Annotated in this window: 6 protein-coding genes; 1 reads left to right on the forward strand and 5 read right to left on the reverse strand. The window is 63.7% G+C overall.

The window, feature by feature from the left end; translation table 11 throughout:
- Window positions 1-2 precede the first annotated feature (2 nt).
- The 3 genes from AC0L3U_RS30360 to AC0L3U_RS30370 form a co-directional block, all read right to left on the reverse strand.
- On the reverse strand, window positions 3-905 hold the full coding sequence (locus tag AC0L3U_RS30360; RefSeq protein WP_473364273.1) for an ABC transporter permease: 903 nt from the start codon (window positions 903-905) through the stop codon (window positions 3-5).
- Between the two features lie 3 nt (window positions 906-908).
- Window positions 909-1,862, reverse strand: coding sequence for an ABC transporter permease (locus AC0L3U_RS30365; RefSeq protein WP_007599552.1), 954 nt, complete (start codon window positions 1,860-1,862; stop codon window positions 909-911).
- A gap of 191 nt (window positions 1,863-2,053) precedes the next feature.
- Entirely contained in the window at window positions 2,054-3,712 is a 1,659-nt protein-coding gene (locus AC0L3U_RS30370) for an ABC transporter substrate-binding protein (protein ID WP_473364274.1), read from the reverse strand.
- Between the two features lie 210 nt (window positions 3,713-3,922).
- Between AC0L3U_RS30370 and AC0L3U_RS30375 the strand changes: the two genes are divergently transcribed.
- Window positions 3,923-5,518, forward strand: coding sequence for an ABC transporter substrate-binding protein (locus AC0L3U_RS30375; RefSeq protein ID WP_473364275.1), 1,596 nt, complete (start codon window positions 3,923-3,925; stop codon window positions 5,516-5,518).
- 178 nt (window positions 5,519-5,696) lie between these two features.
- On the opposite strand, the gene AC0L3U_RS30380 is transcribed toward AC0L3U_RS30375, so the two are convergent.
- Both AC0L3U_RS30380 and AC0L3U_RS30385 read right to left on the reverse strand, forming a co-directional pair.
- Window positions 5,697-7,928, reverse strand: coding sequence for a CHASE2 domain-containing protein (locus AC0L3U_RS30380; protein ID WP_473364276.1), 2,232 nt, complete (start codon window positions 7,926-7,928; stop codon window positions 5,697-5,699).
- Window positions 7,929-8,076: 148 nt separating this feature from the next.
- A partial coding sequence (locus tag AC0L3U_RS30385; RefSeq protein WP_473364277.1) for a beta strand repeat-containing protein occupies window positions 8,077-14,655 on the reverse strand: 6,579 nt, incomplete at its 5' end.

Genomic DNA, 14,655 nt, shown 5'->3' on the forward strand with positions numbered 1-14,655 from the left:
GGCTAGTTCCTGATGTCCATGGCGCTGCGCAGGCCGTCCGAGAGCAGGTTGAAGCAGATCGAGACCGCGAAGATCATCGCGCCCGGGAGCGCGGCGACCCAGGGATTGACATAGATCGCGGTGCGCAAGGTATTCAACATCAGGCCCCATTCCGGCTCCGGCGGTTTGGTGCCGAGACCGAGGAAGGACAGGCCTGCCGCGAGGATCATCGAGACCGAGATCAGGCTGGTCGCGTAGACGAAGATCGATCCGAGCACATTGCCGAGGATATGAACGCGCATGATGGTGAACGGTCCCGCGCCCGAGGCGCGCGCGGCATCGACGAAGTCCATGTTGCGCACGCCCGTCGTCACGCTTTCGGCGACGCGGGTGATCTGCGGCACGAACACGACGGTCAACGACACGATGGAATTGAGGATGCCCGCGCCCAGCGCGCCCGAGATCGCGATCGCCAGCAACACGGACGGAAAGGCATAGAACACGTCGATCGTGCGCATGATCGCGGTGTTGAGCTTGCCGCCGACATAGCCGGCAACGAGGCCGAGCGACGTGCCGATGCAAAAGGCGAGGATCACCGGCAAAATGCCGATGAGGAGCGACAGCCGGCCGCCATAGATCAGTCGCGCCAGCATGTCGCGGCCGAGCTCGTCGGTGCCGAGCGGGTAGCCTGATGTGCCGATGTGGCGCAGGCGGCGGATCATCGAGCCCTTGTAGGGATCTTCCAGACCGAGCCACGGCGCAACGATCGCGGACAGGAAGATCAGCAGCAGCACCAGCGCGCAGACTATGCTGACCTTGTCGCGCCGGATACGACGGCCCACGGTCGCCCAATATCCGCCCGCCTTGGTCGCGGGCGCGGACTGAAGCGCGGCATCGGCGGTGGCGGATAGCGGAAGCTCGCTCATCGGCTAACCCCGCTTGATGCGCGGGTCGATCGCGGCTTGCGCGATGTCGACCAGCAGATTGAGGAAGACGAAGAACAACGCCAGGATCAGGATCGTGCCCTGCAGCAGCGGCAGGTCGCGCTGGAAGATCGCCGAGTTGAGCAGGAAGCCCGAGCCCGGCCAGGAGAACACGGTCTCGATCAGGATCGAGCCGCCGAGCATGTAACCGAGCTGAAGTCCCATCACCGCGAGCGCGGTGGGCGCGGCGTTCTTGATGACGTGGCGGAACACGCCGCGCTCATGCAGGCCTTTGGCACGCAGCGCCTCGACGAAGTCCTGGCTGAGAATGTCGCCGGTCAGCGCCCGCACCGTGCGGGTGACGATGCCCATCGGGATCACCGAGGTCGTGATCGCCGGCAGCACGAGATATTGCAAATGCGCCCAGTCCCAGGCCCAGGCGGCCGAACCTCCGGGTCCGGCGCCGACGGCGGGCAGCCAGTTCAGCTGGACCGAGAAAATGATGACGAGCACCATGCCAAGCCAGTAATGCGGCACCGAAACGCCGGCGATGGCAAACGACGTCGCCAGCTTGTCGATCCAGGTTTCGCGGAAATAGCCGGCGATCAGGCCGAGCAGGATGCCCATGGTGAAGCCGATGATGGCCGCCGCAATCGCCAGCGTGACGGTGTTGCTGACCGCACGCATGACTTCGGCCAGCACCGGGCGGCCCGTGGCGATGGAATTGCCGAGATCGCCATGAAGCGCGCGGAGCAGCCAAAGCCCGAACTGCACCGGCAGCGGGCGGTCGAAACCGTAGGCGGTACGAAGCTGCGCGGCGAGCTCCTGCGAGGCGTCGGCCGGCAGCACGGCGACCAGCGGATCGCCCGGCGTGATGTGCACGAGCAGAAAACACACCAGCGCGACGCTGATGACGATCGGGACGACATAGACGATGCGTCTGGCGATATAGGCGAGCACTGCAGTTCTTTCTTCCTTCTCTCCTTGCGAGAGAAGGTGGCGCGAAGCGCCGGATGAGGGGTTGTTTCCGCGGATGATACTGCGTCGGTTGAGAGGTCCGCATTCGCGGAGAGAGATCCCTCACCCGGCTTCGCTATCCGCGAAGCCACCCTCTCCCGCAAGGGGAGAGGGCACTGAGCAAGCCGAGCGAACTACTGCATCGACACGAGCGAGAAGTCGATGAACCAGCTCTTCGGCTGCACGACGCCTGTCACCTTCGGGCTGATGGCACGGGGGCCGACGTCGTGGGCGACGTAGAGGAAGGCTGCGTCGTCGACGGAGGCCGCGTGCAGTTCGGCGAGCGCGGCGTCACGCGCCGCGGGATCGAAGGTCTGCCGCGCCTTCTTCACCAGCTCGTCGAATTTGGGGTTGTTGATGAAACCCCAATTGTTCGAGACCGGCGGCGCCATGCCCGATTGCAGGAAGCGCACCAGCGCGAAGAACGGATCCATCGCCGCGTAGGTGACGTTGGTCGCGTTCGAGCCGTTGGCGCTCGGATCCTTGGCGCCGCGGCGCCAATTGGTGAACAGCGTATTCCACTCGATGACGTCGAGCTGCACGTCGAAATAGCATTCGGCCAGCGCCTGCTGGAGATATTCGTTCATCGGCAGTGGCTGCATCTGGCCCGAGCCGGACGCCGAGGTCTGGGTCTTCACCGTCAGCTTCTTGTTCGGGCCGAATCCGGCCTCCTGCATCAGCTTCTGCGCAGCAGCCTTGTCGTACTTGATCTCGAAGGTCGGCTTGCCGCGCCAGGGATGGCCGGGCTCGAACGTGCCGGTCGCCGGCACCATCAGCCCCGCGAGCAGGCCGTCCTTGAGGCCTTCGCGATCGACGCAGAGGTTCGCGGCCTTGCGGACGCGGATGTCGTTCCAGGGCGAACCCTCGACACGCGAGAACTGCCACGGCCAGACATGCGGCTGCTCGTTGGCGTAGAGCTTGAAGCCGCGCTGCTTCAATTCGGGCAAAGCGTCCGGCGCCGGCGCCTCGACCCAATCGACCTGCCCGGAGAGCAGCGCCGCGGTGCGCGCGTTCGCCTCCGGCATCGGCAAGAGCACCATCTTGTCGACCTTGGGCACGCGATCCTTGTTCCAGTAGCTCGCATTCTTGACCAGCTCGAGCCGCTCGCGCGGCGTGAACGCGGCCATCTTCCAGGGACCGGTGCCGGCTGCATCCTTGGCGAACGCGGTCCAGGCCGCCTGCGACTTCGCCTTGGCGTCAGCGCCTTCCGCCTTGTCGTAGAAATGCTGCCACTTCGCCGGGCTCGCCATGAAGAGATTGGTGAGGTTGATCGGCAGGAAGCTGTCGGGCTCCTTGGTGGTGAGTTCGACCGTCATGTCGTCGATCTTCTTCGCGGACGCCAACGTCGGCATGCGCGAGGCCGTGACGCCGACCTGGCTGGCGTCGAATTGCGGCGCGTCCTGCTTCAGCACCTTCTCGACATTCCACACCACGGCGTCTGCATTGAACGGCGAGCCGTCATGGAAGGTGACGCCCGGCCGCAGCTTGAAAGTCCATTTGGTCTTGTCGGCGTCATCGACCTTCCACTCGGTGGCAAGGCCGGGGATCACCACGCTCGCCTTGTCGGCCGAGGACAGGTCCCAGCCGGTGAGCGCGTCATACATGGTGAGGCCGGTGAAGCGGTTGCCCTCAAAGCCCTGATCGGGCTGGCCCAGCGTGCGCGGAATATCGGCAGCCGTCATGGCGATGCGCAGCACGGTTTCGGCACTGGCCGCGCGCGGCCACGCAGCCGCGCTACTGAGCGCCAGCAACGCGATCAGCGCCGCGCGGGTCTTGTTCTTATTGATAAGCATTGACTCAATCCTTTTCCGGCTTCGATGACTAATTTTGATGCAATCGTATGCAATGCCTATGCCAATGGGGAAACTTATTCTGCAAATTGCCCCTGCGACGACAAGTCCTTGTGATGACGCCTCGGCGAAAGCACCTCACTGCCTATTCTGGCATCAAGATTGCAGGTTTGGCTCCGATTGTCCTTGAAGCCTTCCCTGGAGCTTTGGCCCATGCGTATCCGACTATCGACCTGTTTCGCCGTGCTTGCACTGGCGTTGTCCGCGATTCCCGCGGGCGCCGAGACGGTGCTGCGCTACGGCATCTCGATGGCGGACATCCCGCTGACGACCGGTCAGCCCGATCGCGGCGCCGGCGCCTATCAGTTCACGGCCTACACCATCTACGATCCGCTCGTGGCGTGGGAGATGGACGTCGCCGACCGCCCGGGAAAGCTGGTGCCGGGACTGGCCACCGAGTGGAAAGTCGATGACGAGAACAAGACCAAATGGCGCTTCACCTTGCGCAAGGGCGTGAAGTTTCACGACGGCAGCGAGTTCGACGCCGATGCCGTGATCTGGAATCTGGACAAGGTGCTCAACGACAAGGCGCCGCAATTCGACAAGCGTCAGAGCGCCCAGGTCAAGACCCGCCTGCCTTCGGTCGCGAGCTATGCCAAGATCGACGACTCCACGGTGGAGATCACCACCAAGACGGTCGATTCCTTCTTCCCCTATCAGATGTTGTGGTTCCTGGTGTCGAGCCCGACGCAATACGAGAAGCTCGGCAAGGACTGGGACAAATTCGCGAGCCAGCCTTCGGGGACCGGTCCGTTCAAATTGACCAAACTGGTGCCGCGCGAGCTCGCCGAGCTGACCAAGAATCCGGATTACTGGAACAAGAAGCGTATTCCCAAGGTCGACAAGCTCGTGCTGGTGCCGATGCCGGAAGCGCTGACGCGCACCAATGCGCTGCTCGCCGGACAAGTCGATCTGATCGAGACGCCGGCGCCGGATGCTGTGCCGCAGCTCAAGGCCGCCGGCATGAAGCTCGTCGACAACGTCACGCCGCATGTCTGGAATTATCATCTGAGCGTGCTGCCGGGTTCGCCCTGGACCGACATCCGCCTGCGCAAGGCGCTCAACCTCGCGATCGATCGTGAAGCCGTGGTGGGCCTGATGAATGGCCTTGCGAAACCCGCCAAGGGACAGGTCGATCCGTCGAGCCCGTGGTTCGGCAAGCCGAGCTTCGAGCTGAAATACGATGTCGCCGCAGCGAAGAAGCTGGTCGAGGAAGCCGGCTACTCCAAGGCGAAGCCGCTGAAGGCGACCTTCATCATCGCACAGGGCGGCACCGGCCAGATGCTGTCGTTGCCGATGAACGAATTCTTGCAGCAGAGCTTCAAGGAGATCGGCATCGACATTGATTTCAAGGTCGTCGAACTCGAGACGCTGTATACGCATTGGCGCAAGGGCGCGGCCGACGAGATGAACGCCGGCATCACCGCCAACAACATCGCCTACGTCACCTCCGACCCGCTCTACGCCATCGTCCGCTTCTTCCATTCGAGCCAGATCGCGCCGGTCGGCGTCAACTGGGGCGGCTATAAAAATCCGAAGGTCGACGCACTAATCGACGAGGCCAAGCAGACCTTCGACAGCGGCAAGCAGGACGAGCTGCTGGCGCAGGCGCATGCGCTGATCGTCGACGACGCCACGCTGGTGTGGGTGGTGCACGACACCAACCCGCATGCGCTGTCGCCCAAGGTCAAGCAGTTCGTCCAGGCGCAGCACTGGTTCCAGGACCTCACGACGATCGGGGCGGAGTGAGGGTTATTGTCGTCCCGGCCTAGTGCGCAATTGCGCACGGGGGGCCGGGACCCATAACCACCGAGTTGGGTTTGGCGACGGCAGCCACTCCAATCTAACGTAACAACTTCTGCTGCGGAGTATGGGTCCCGGCCTACGCCGGGACGACAGTGAGGGCTTGGCTGCCAGCGAGCGCCCCCTACTTCGTCAGCAGCGCATACGCCCCGGTCCAGCCCTCGGCCGGCGGATCGACCTGGAATTCCTTGATGCGCACTTCGTAGAGCTTGAACAGCTTCTCCAGCGTGTCGGCATCCTCGCTCCTGCGGCCGCGTTCGATCGCGTCCAGTGCGCCCTGCCAGTCGCGACTGCGATAGCAGCCGAGCATTTCGATGGTGACGTTGCGCAGGCGCTGGAAGGCGCCCGAATGCATCACGTCCGCGCGGCCGGCGATGGCGTAGATCACTTCCGGCTCGGTCTTGCCCTTGACCATGATGAAGTCGAGCTCGAGAATCGCGAACTTGTCCTTGGCCGCGAGCGCGGTCCTCGAGCCGACGATAATGGGAAAGCCGTACTCCTTCGACTGGCCTTCGAGGCGCGACGCCAGGTTGACGCTGTCGCCGAGCACGGAATAGTTCTTCTTCAGGTCGGAGCCCATGTTGCCGACCACGCCGATGCCGGTGTTGAGACCGATACCGACATTGAGCGGGATGTAGACGTGGCCGCCATCGATGGCTTCCTGCTCGCGGTCCTTGTTCACCGCGTCGATCTTCTCCAGCATCTGGATCGCCGCCTCACAGGCGTTGACCTCGTGCTCGGCATCGTCGAGCGGCGCGTTCCAGAACGCCATGATGGCGTCGCCCATATATTTGTCGATATAGCCCTTCTGATCGATGATCACGTCGGTCAGCGGGGTCAGGAAACGGTTCATCAGCGCGATCAGGCCCTGCGGATCGTGCTTGTAGGTTTCCGATATGGTGGTGAAGCCGCGCACGTCGGAGAACATGATCGTCATCTCGCGCTCCTCGCCGCCGAGGACGAGCTTTTCCGGTGACTGCGCGAGCTGCTCGACCAGCACCGGCGACATGTATTGCGCGAACATGCCGCGAATCTGCACACGCTGCCGCTGCTCGCGCACGAAGCTCGCAAAGATCAGCGTCAGATAGATCGCGGTGGTCGAGAGCAGAGGATAGGTGAAGTCGATGAGATAGCGGTGCTGCGCATAGAAGAACCAGGATACTCCGATCAGGATCGCGGCGAAGGTCGCGCCGGCAAGCACGAGACGGACCGGTCCGAGGTTCGGCGTGAAGATGATGACGAGCAAGCCGATGACGAGCGCTGCGAGCAGCTCGACGCCGAGCGCGTAGTTCGGCTGGGAGATCACCGCGCCGCTCAGCACGCTCTCCAGCACCTGGGCGTGGATCTCGACGCCGGGCATGGTCGAGGACACCGGCGTGGTCTTGATGTCATTGAGCCCAACAGCGGAGGTGCCGATCAGCACCAGCTTGCCGGCGATCTTGTTCGGCGGCACGGTGTTGTCGAGCACGTCGGCGGCCGAGACGTAGATCGAGGGATCCTGGCGGGCGTAATGCACCCAGAGCTGACCGTTCCTGTCGGTTGGGATCTCCACGCCCTTGAGACGCACGGCCCGCACGCCGGTCTTGTCGGTCCGAACCAGCAAGGTCGGCGTGCCCGTGACGACGCGCAAAATCTCGAGGCTCAGCGAGGGCATGACCATGCCCTGGGCGCGCATGATCATCGGCACGCGCCGGATCAGGCCGTCGCGCTCGGTCTTGATCGAGAACAGGCCACGGCCGGCCGCGACCTTCTCGATCTCGGGCACGTTGCGCAACAGCCCGGGAAATTCGAACAGGAAGCGCTCAGCACCCTCCTCGCCGACCGTCGCGACGCCGGTAAAGGGCAGCGACTTGTCGACCTCGGACGAAATCGCCCGCTGCCCGGTCTCGCCCAGGATCACGCGCGAGCGCTTGATCGCTTCGGAGAGGATCTGGTCGTTGCTCGGCAGCTCGCGCAGCTTGGCGCGGGTGGCATCGTCGAGGTAACGCATCTGGCTCGCGACCAGATCCGGATTGAGCCGATCAGCCTCCGAGAACACCACGTCGAAGCCGATTGCGACCGCGCCGTGACTGGTGAGGTTCTGGATCAGGTCGGCGATCCGCGTCCGCGGCCACGGCCATTGGCCGAGCTTGGCGAGGCTCTTGTCGTCGATGTCGACGATCGTAACCGGCCGCGCCGCCTTGTGGCGCGGATCGATCAACTGAAACATGTCGAAGGTGCGCAGCCGCAGTTCCTGGATCGGCGGCGGATCCCAGAGGCGAGCGCCGGCAAACACGACCAGCAGCGCAAGGCACATCAGCCGCGCAAACCCCAACTTCCGCGCAAACCACCGCCGCAGGATCTTGAGACGTTTCATTCGGATCGGACTTCCTGCAAACCCGCACTGCGCCGTGCGCGCCGATCATGCAGCGTCCGCGCGCGATTGGCCATTCCTGGATGCGAAGGAGTATGGTTTTTTGCTGCGGTCAAGCGGCGGGCCCGTCACGGGAAGGCGTTGGCATTCCCTAGGCGTGGAAGATGAAATCGCTAGCCTTGAGATTTGCGGCAATCACGTTCTTGAGCAGCAGCGACTCGTTCTCCGTGATCGGCGCGCCCTCCGGCTGCGTGACCTGCTGATGCCAGGTCACCAGCGTGTCGCCGGATGCCGCCTGCTGGACGATAGTGAGATTGCCGATGGAGCCGACGTCCGAGAACTGCCGCAAATCGATTATGTCCAGCCCATTCGTGAAATCGGTGATGGTGTGCGAGAAGTCGGTGACCGGTTGCCCGTTCTCGCCGTACAGCACGCCCGGCGCGAACACGAACTGATCCTTGCCACCGCCGCCGGTCAGCGTGTCGTTGGTATCGGTGGCGAAGATGACGTCCTTGCCGCTGGCGCCTTGCAGGCTGATCCCCTCGCTGGTGTCGCCGGCCTCGTTGAAGATGAAATGGACGGTGTCGAACAGGCCCGTGGTCTTGTCCGTCACCGTCAGTGTGATCTGGTCGGTGTCGGGCGGGGGGACTCCTGGACTGTAGGTGACGCCATCGGCGAGGGCCGAGTTAATATCATCGAGGTTGCCGCAAGCCGTGCCCGGATCGACGGCGCTGTCCAGATCATGCTCGGTTACGGCCGTCATCTTGAAGTCGTCCGTCGCGGCACTGGAATCGGTGTCGACGACCGAGAGCCCAGTGATGGTGTCGGTGTTGAGCCCCTTGTTGTGCCAGACCTGGAAGCTCTCGGTGTTGATGACCGGGCCATTGTCGGGAGGCGCCGTCACTTCCGTATCGATAGTGGTGAGGTCGTGCGAGACAGGCGTCGTGCCGCCGGTGCCCGTCGCCGTGAGATCGATCGTCGCGGGCGACGAGCAATCGGTGATTGCACCGATATAGGTGTCGTCGAGGGCATGCACGCCCAACGCATCCGGCGTCCCGGTGAAGCCATCGGCCGGCACGAAGCGGATCAGCGTATCCGGGCTCAGCACCAGTGCGCTCGTGTCGCTGACCAGACCGATGTCGACCCATTGATTGGTGCCGTGGAGTTCGTACTGCCAGACGCCCTGCGCAGCAGACGCCGGGTCGGACGTCACGGCGACGGCCTGGAAGCTCGCGCCGTCGTCGGCGTCGTGGAAATTGCCGGCAAAGAGATCGCTGACTTTGGAGCCAACCGGATCGCTGTTATCTCCACTGACCGAGGCCAGCGTGGCGTCATCCAGAGTCGGGGCATCGTTGCTGCCGGCGATGTTGATGGCGATCACGCCGTTACCGGCTCCGGTCGGCGTGTGGCCGTCGTTGGGCACGATCGTGTACTGCAGCGACAGCGTGTGGCCGGCGGCAAGGAAGTCGAAGGCCTCGCTGCCTGAATTGAAGTCCCACGTAAACGCGGCATGGGTGGCGGAGCCATTGAGAATGTCCCCGGGCTGCACGGCCAGATAGTTGAGCAGCGTCGCGCTCGAGGGCTCGCCGACATAGCCGGTCTGGAGCACATCGTCCAAATAGATATCGAGATGACCGACCGCGACCGTCACGTGATCGGTAGTATCGGCATCCGAAACCGTCAGCGTACCATGCTTCACCAGCGGCGTATTCGTCTCGAGCAGGTCCGCGCCGGAATGGTCGTTCGTTTCCGCCGTGATCGCGGGCGCATCGTTCTTGCCGGTGATCGTGATTGTGACGTCGGTTGTATCGGTCTTGCCCTGGTGGTCATCAAGGGTGACGGTGGAGACCACCTTGGCGCTCTGGTTCTCGCCCAGGAAATCCAGCGCACCGTCGGCGATCGAATAGCTCCAGGTGACGGTGCCATTGTTCAGTCCGGCCTGCGGCAGAAGTGTCAGTCCGCTTTTGAGCGCCGCGATCTCGTCAAGCGTGAGCGACGAGGTGAGGTTAGTGCTGTGATCGGCGCCAAGCGAGGTCACGGCTTGGCCGGTGATCTGTGCCGTCGGCAGGTCGGTCAGGTCGATGTCGGTGAAGGCAATCGCGCCGGTTGCGGGCGTTGACGTATCAGACGTGGCGAAGTCGCCGGTGGCGTCCGCCTGCTCGGAGACGTCCCCCGCCAGCACGCCGCCCGCGGTGAAGGCCGGCGCGTGGTCATCGGTCATCGTGATCAGCGTGTGGCCGGTGCCGTCGTCACTGCCGGCGAAATGGGCATTGCTGTAGTCGGCACCGGACAGGGTCAGGTTGATGTGATTTCCGTCCGCATCGGTCACCGTCAGCACGCCGCCGGTGGAGGGATTGCTGTTGGCGACATAGACCGCGCTGGTACCGAGCCCGTACTTGATGGCCGACAGATCGATTGTGTCGTTCGTGGACAGCGCGCCGATAGAGCCGCCAAAGGCCGATGTATCGATCTGAAGATGGGCGCCGTCGCCGTCGAGTGTGATCGTCTGCGTGACCGTGCCGTCGAGCTTCAGCAACGCGCCGGCGTCGACGGTGACCGAGCCCGAGCCCGACAGCGAGCCGAACAGCGTCAGCGCCCCAGTGTGGACCTCGATGCTGCCGGCATTGGCGATGGTGCCCGAGATCGACGCTGTGCCCCAGCTGTCGATGTCCTTGTAATTTTCGATGCTCAGCCCGGTCCCGGAGATCGATGCGCCATGCAGATCGATGGCGCCGTGGTTGACGATTGATGACGCATTGCCGAAGACGCCCGAGCCGGCGACGGCCCAGGTGCCGCCGGACTCGTTATTGAACGTCGCGCTGGCGACCGAGATATTGCCGTTGATGTGGCCAGCATTGTTGATCGTGATAGCGCCGCCGGTCTCGACGATGGCATAGGTCGCAGCGGTCACGGTCGAGGCGACGGCTGGTCCGATCGTTCCGGTGGCGGAATTGTCGATCTGCGCGATGCCGGTCGCGTTCTCCTGGATGAAGATCGCCGCATGGGCGCTCGGGGCCACGATCGATCCGGTATTGGTGATATGGGTCGAGCCGGTCGCACCCACTTCGTTCTGCGTCACACTGATGCCGGCGAGGCTCGTGCTGGTGATACCGCCGTGATTGACGATGGTGACGTCGCCGCTGCCGTTGGCGATGGCAGACACGCCGACCGCACCGATGGCGGAGCCATTATTGGTGACGCTGACGTCGCCGCCACCGTGATCGAAGGCGCCGATAGCGGTACCGGCGGCCGTAATCGAGGAGGTCGCGCCGGTTGTGACTGTGAGGTTGCCGACACCCCAGGTGAACGCCTCGATGCCGTAGCCCGCATCGGCGATAATCGTTGCATCGCTCGTGACGGTGACGTCGCCCTTGACTGCATTCGAGAACGTTCCGGCCCCGCCGGGCTTATAGCCGGCGATGATCCCGCCGGGAGTGGTGCCGTCGTTATTCGAGGTCGAGCCGGAGTGGATCGTGCCATGGGCCTCGACCGAGATCGTACTGCCGACGCCATCAGCGATCGCAGTGGCGTAGTTGACCGCCACGATGCCGGTGCTGCCAGACGTGATGCTGTCGCCATTCGCCATGGTAACGCTGACGTCGCCCGCATCGATGCTGTAAGCCCTGATGCCGTAGCTCGTCGCACCCGAGATCGTAACATTTGCGCCAAGCGTGACCGTCACGTCGCCAGTGCCGCCGCTCAATGCCGAGGCGTTGATACCGACGCTTTGGGTCCCGGAGACCGAAATCGTGGTCCCGGCGAAGCTGGTCACCCTGACGTCGCCATTGCCGTAATTGTAGGCGTCGATACCATAGCCCGCCGCGGCGTTGATGTTGGCGTGATTGCTGATGGTGACGGTGCCGTTAACGTTGGTATTGGCGGTCGATCCGGTCGTGGCACCGGTGTAACCGGCCTGGATGCCCGCCGGCGTGTTACCGCTCTGGTTCAGGCTGCTGCCGGAATTGATCGTGCCGTAGGTCGTGACGGTGATGGTGCTGCCGTCCGACGCGTCGATCGAATCTGCTCGATTGACCGCGATGATGGCCGAACTGCCCGACGTGACGACGCTGCCGGCCTCGGTCGTGACGGTCTCGCTGCCACTGCCGTAGCTGCGCGCACGGATACCGTAGACGGAGCTGCCGGTGATGGTACCGCCGGCGTCAATGGCAATGTCGCCGTCGCCCTGCGTGGTCGCGTCGATTCCGTATGCGCCACCAACAGCGCCGCCGAGCTGGGTGATCGAGATGCCGCCGGCGCTGGCGCTGTTCAAATTCTCGACAAGAACGCCGACCGAATTCGCGCCGGTGCCGGTCGCCTTGCCGGTGAGATTGTTGACAGTGATATCGCCAGCGCCGGTCGCGCTGTCGCGCAGCCAGATGCCGTGGCCAGCGAGGCCCTTGATGTCGCCGGTCGCCGTGAACGAGATATCGCCGGTACCGTTCTGGGTGACCGCGACGCCATTGGCCGCGCCCGTCAGCGCACCGGTGGGCGTGAGAACGATGTTGGCGGGCGCTGCAGATGTGCCGCCCGACGCGGTGAAGTCGAGTGCATCGCCGCTCGATGTCGTGATATCGGCCGCGCCCTTGATCGTGAACGTGCCGGCTTTCGTCGACTGACCGGCAATGGTGCCGGTGAAGCTCTGGCCCGCCACCTTGTCGAGCTGGAGCGTATCGGCGCCGCCGGCAAAGGCAATGGTCTGCGCCGTCGCCCCGGCGAGTTCGAGCGTCGCGCCGCTATCGATGATGACCGAGCCGACACCGCTGAGGCCGCCGGCGAGGTTGAGCGTGCCGGCCTGCACCTCGATGGTGCCGGTGTTCGTGACCATCGCCGAAACGGTGCTGGAGCCGGATACGCCGTACAGATTGCCCGCATTGCTCAGGCTGCCGCCGTTGATCGAGACGTCGGTCAGATAGAGCTTGGAACTTGCGTCGACCGTGATCGTCCCGCCGGAATTGGTGACGATGACGGTCGCAAGCTTCAGCGTGCCGCCGTGGACCGCCTTGATATCGGCGGAGTTGACGATCAGGTCACCGGAAATATCGAGTTCACCACCATTCGCCTGAATCAGATTGTGGTTGGTGATGGTGTGGAGGACGGCGGGATCAATCGTCAGCGTGCCGCTGGTCACCGTGATCGTGCCGGTGTTGGTGATGTCGGCGTTGTTGATGGCACTGGTGCCGGTCGATTCCAGCGTACCGGCAATCGTCACAGTACCGCCATCGATGGTCGCGCCCTGGAGATCGAGTATCGAGCCGGACTCGACCGAGACATGACCGCTGCCGGTGTCGGTCACCGTCATCCCGATCAGCTTCAGTGTCCCGTGATTGATCGCCGCCAACGTACCGGTGTTTGCGATGGCTTCGCCGTTGATGTCGAGCTCGGCGCCATTGGCCCGGAGGATGCCGTCATTCGCGATCGAGGTTGCGGAGCTCGTCGCCAACAGCGTCAACGCGCCGAGAGTTGCCTCGATCAGATAGTTGTTCGAGATGTTGGCGTCGGTAATCGCAGTTGTGCCGGTCGAATTCAGCGTACCCGAAACAATGAGCGCACCGCCGGTCAGGCTTGCACCGTTCAATGTCAGCTTGCTGCTTGCATCGACCTTGACCGTGCCATGATTGGCGATTGCGGTACCCGCAACAGTCACGTCATCCAGCGTCAGTATGACGCCGCTCTCAACCGTCACGGCAGAGCTGCTCAGCGTCGCGCCGCCATCGATCTTGCTGGCGCCGGTGACGTCGATCGTGCCGGGACCGTCGATCGTACCCCCGCTGATCGTCGCGCCGTTCACTGTCAGCTTGCCGTTGGCATCGATCGTGACGTTGCCGGCATTCGCAACCGTCGAGCCCTGGTCGATCGTCAGCGCGCCGTTCGCCAGCACTTCGATCGTGCCGGTGCTCGCATTCGTGATCGTCTCGTGGTCCAGCGCGTTGCCGGCGCCGCTGACCTTGAAGGCCGCATTGTTGTTCAGGATGCCGCCGCTCAGCACGGCAGCGCCGGTCAGATCGATCTCGCCGTTGCCGGTGACAGTCCCGGCACCGTTGATCGTGGCGCCGTTGACCGTCAGCTTGCCGGTGGCGTCCACCATGACGTTGCCGGCATTGGCAACCGTCGAGCCCTGGTCAATCGTCAGCGCGCCGTTCGCCAGCACTTCGATCGTGCCAGTGGTCGCATTCGTGATCGTCTCATGGTCCAGCGCATTGCCGGTGCCGCTGACCTTAAAGGCCGCATTGTTGTTCAGGATGCCGCCGCTCAGCACCGCAGCGCCGGTCAGGTCGATCTCGCCGCTGCCCGTAACCGTACCGGTGCCGCTGATCGTAGCCCCGTTCACCGTCAGCTTGCCTGTGGCATCGACCGTGACGTTGCCGGTGTTGGCGACGGTTGAACCCTGGTCGATCGTCAGCGCGCCGTTCGCCAGCACTTCGATCGTGCCGGTGCTCGCGTTCGTGACCGTCTCGTGGTCGAGCGCATTGCCGGTGCCGCTGACCTTGAAGGCCGCGTTGTTGTTCAGGATGCCGCCGCTCAGCACCGCAGCGCTGGTCAGGTCGATCTCGCCGTTGCCGGTGACAGTCCCGGCACCGTTGATTGTGGCGCCATTGACCGTCAGCTTGCCGTTAGCATCGACCGTGACGTTGCCGGCATTCGCAACCGTCGACCCCTGGTCGATCGTCAGCGCGCCGTTCGCCAGCACTTCGATCGTGCCGGTGCTCGCATTCGTGATCGTCTCGTGGTC

Source organism: Bradyrhizobium sp. Kon69 (genome assembly GCF_055807515.1).

Bases quoted from the DNA above. Each gene is read 5' to 3' on its own strand.
- AC0L3U_RS30370 (WP_473364274.1), bottom strand. From the start codon at position 3,712: ATGCTTATCAATAAGAACAAGACCCGCGCGGCGCTGATCGCGTTGCTG.
- AC0L3U_RS30380 (WP_473364276.1), bottom strand. From the start codon at position 7,928: ATGAAACGTCTCAAGATCCTGCGGCGGTGGTTTGCGCGGAAGTTGGGG.
- AC0L3U_RS30375 (WP_473364275.1), top strand. From the start codon at position 3,923: ATGCGTATCCGACTATCGACCTGTTTCGCCGTGCTTGCACTGGCGTTG.
- AC0L3U_RS30360 (WP_473364273.1), bottom strand. From the start codon at position 905: ATGAGCGAGCTTCCGCTATCCGCCACCGCCGATGCCGCGCTTCAGTCC.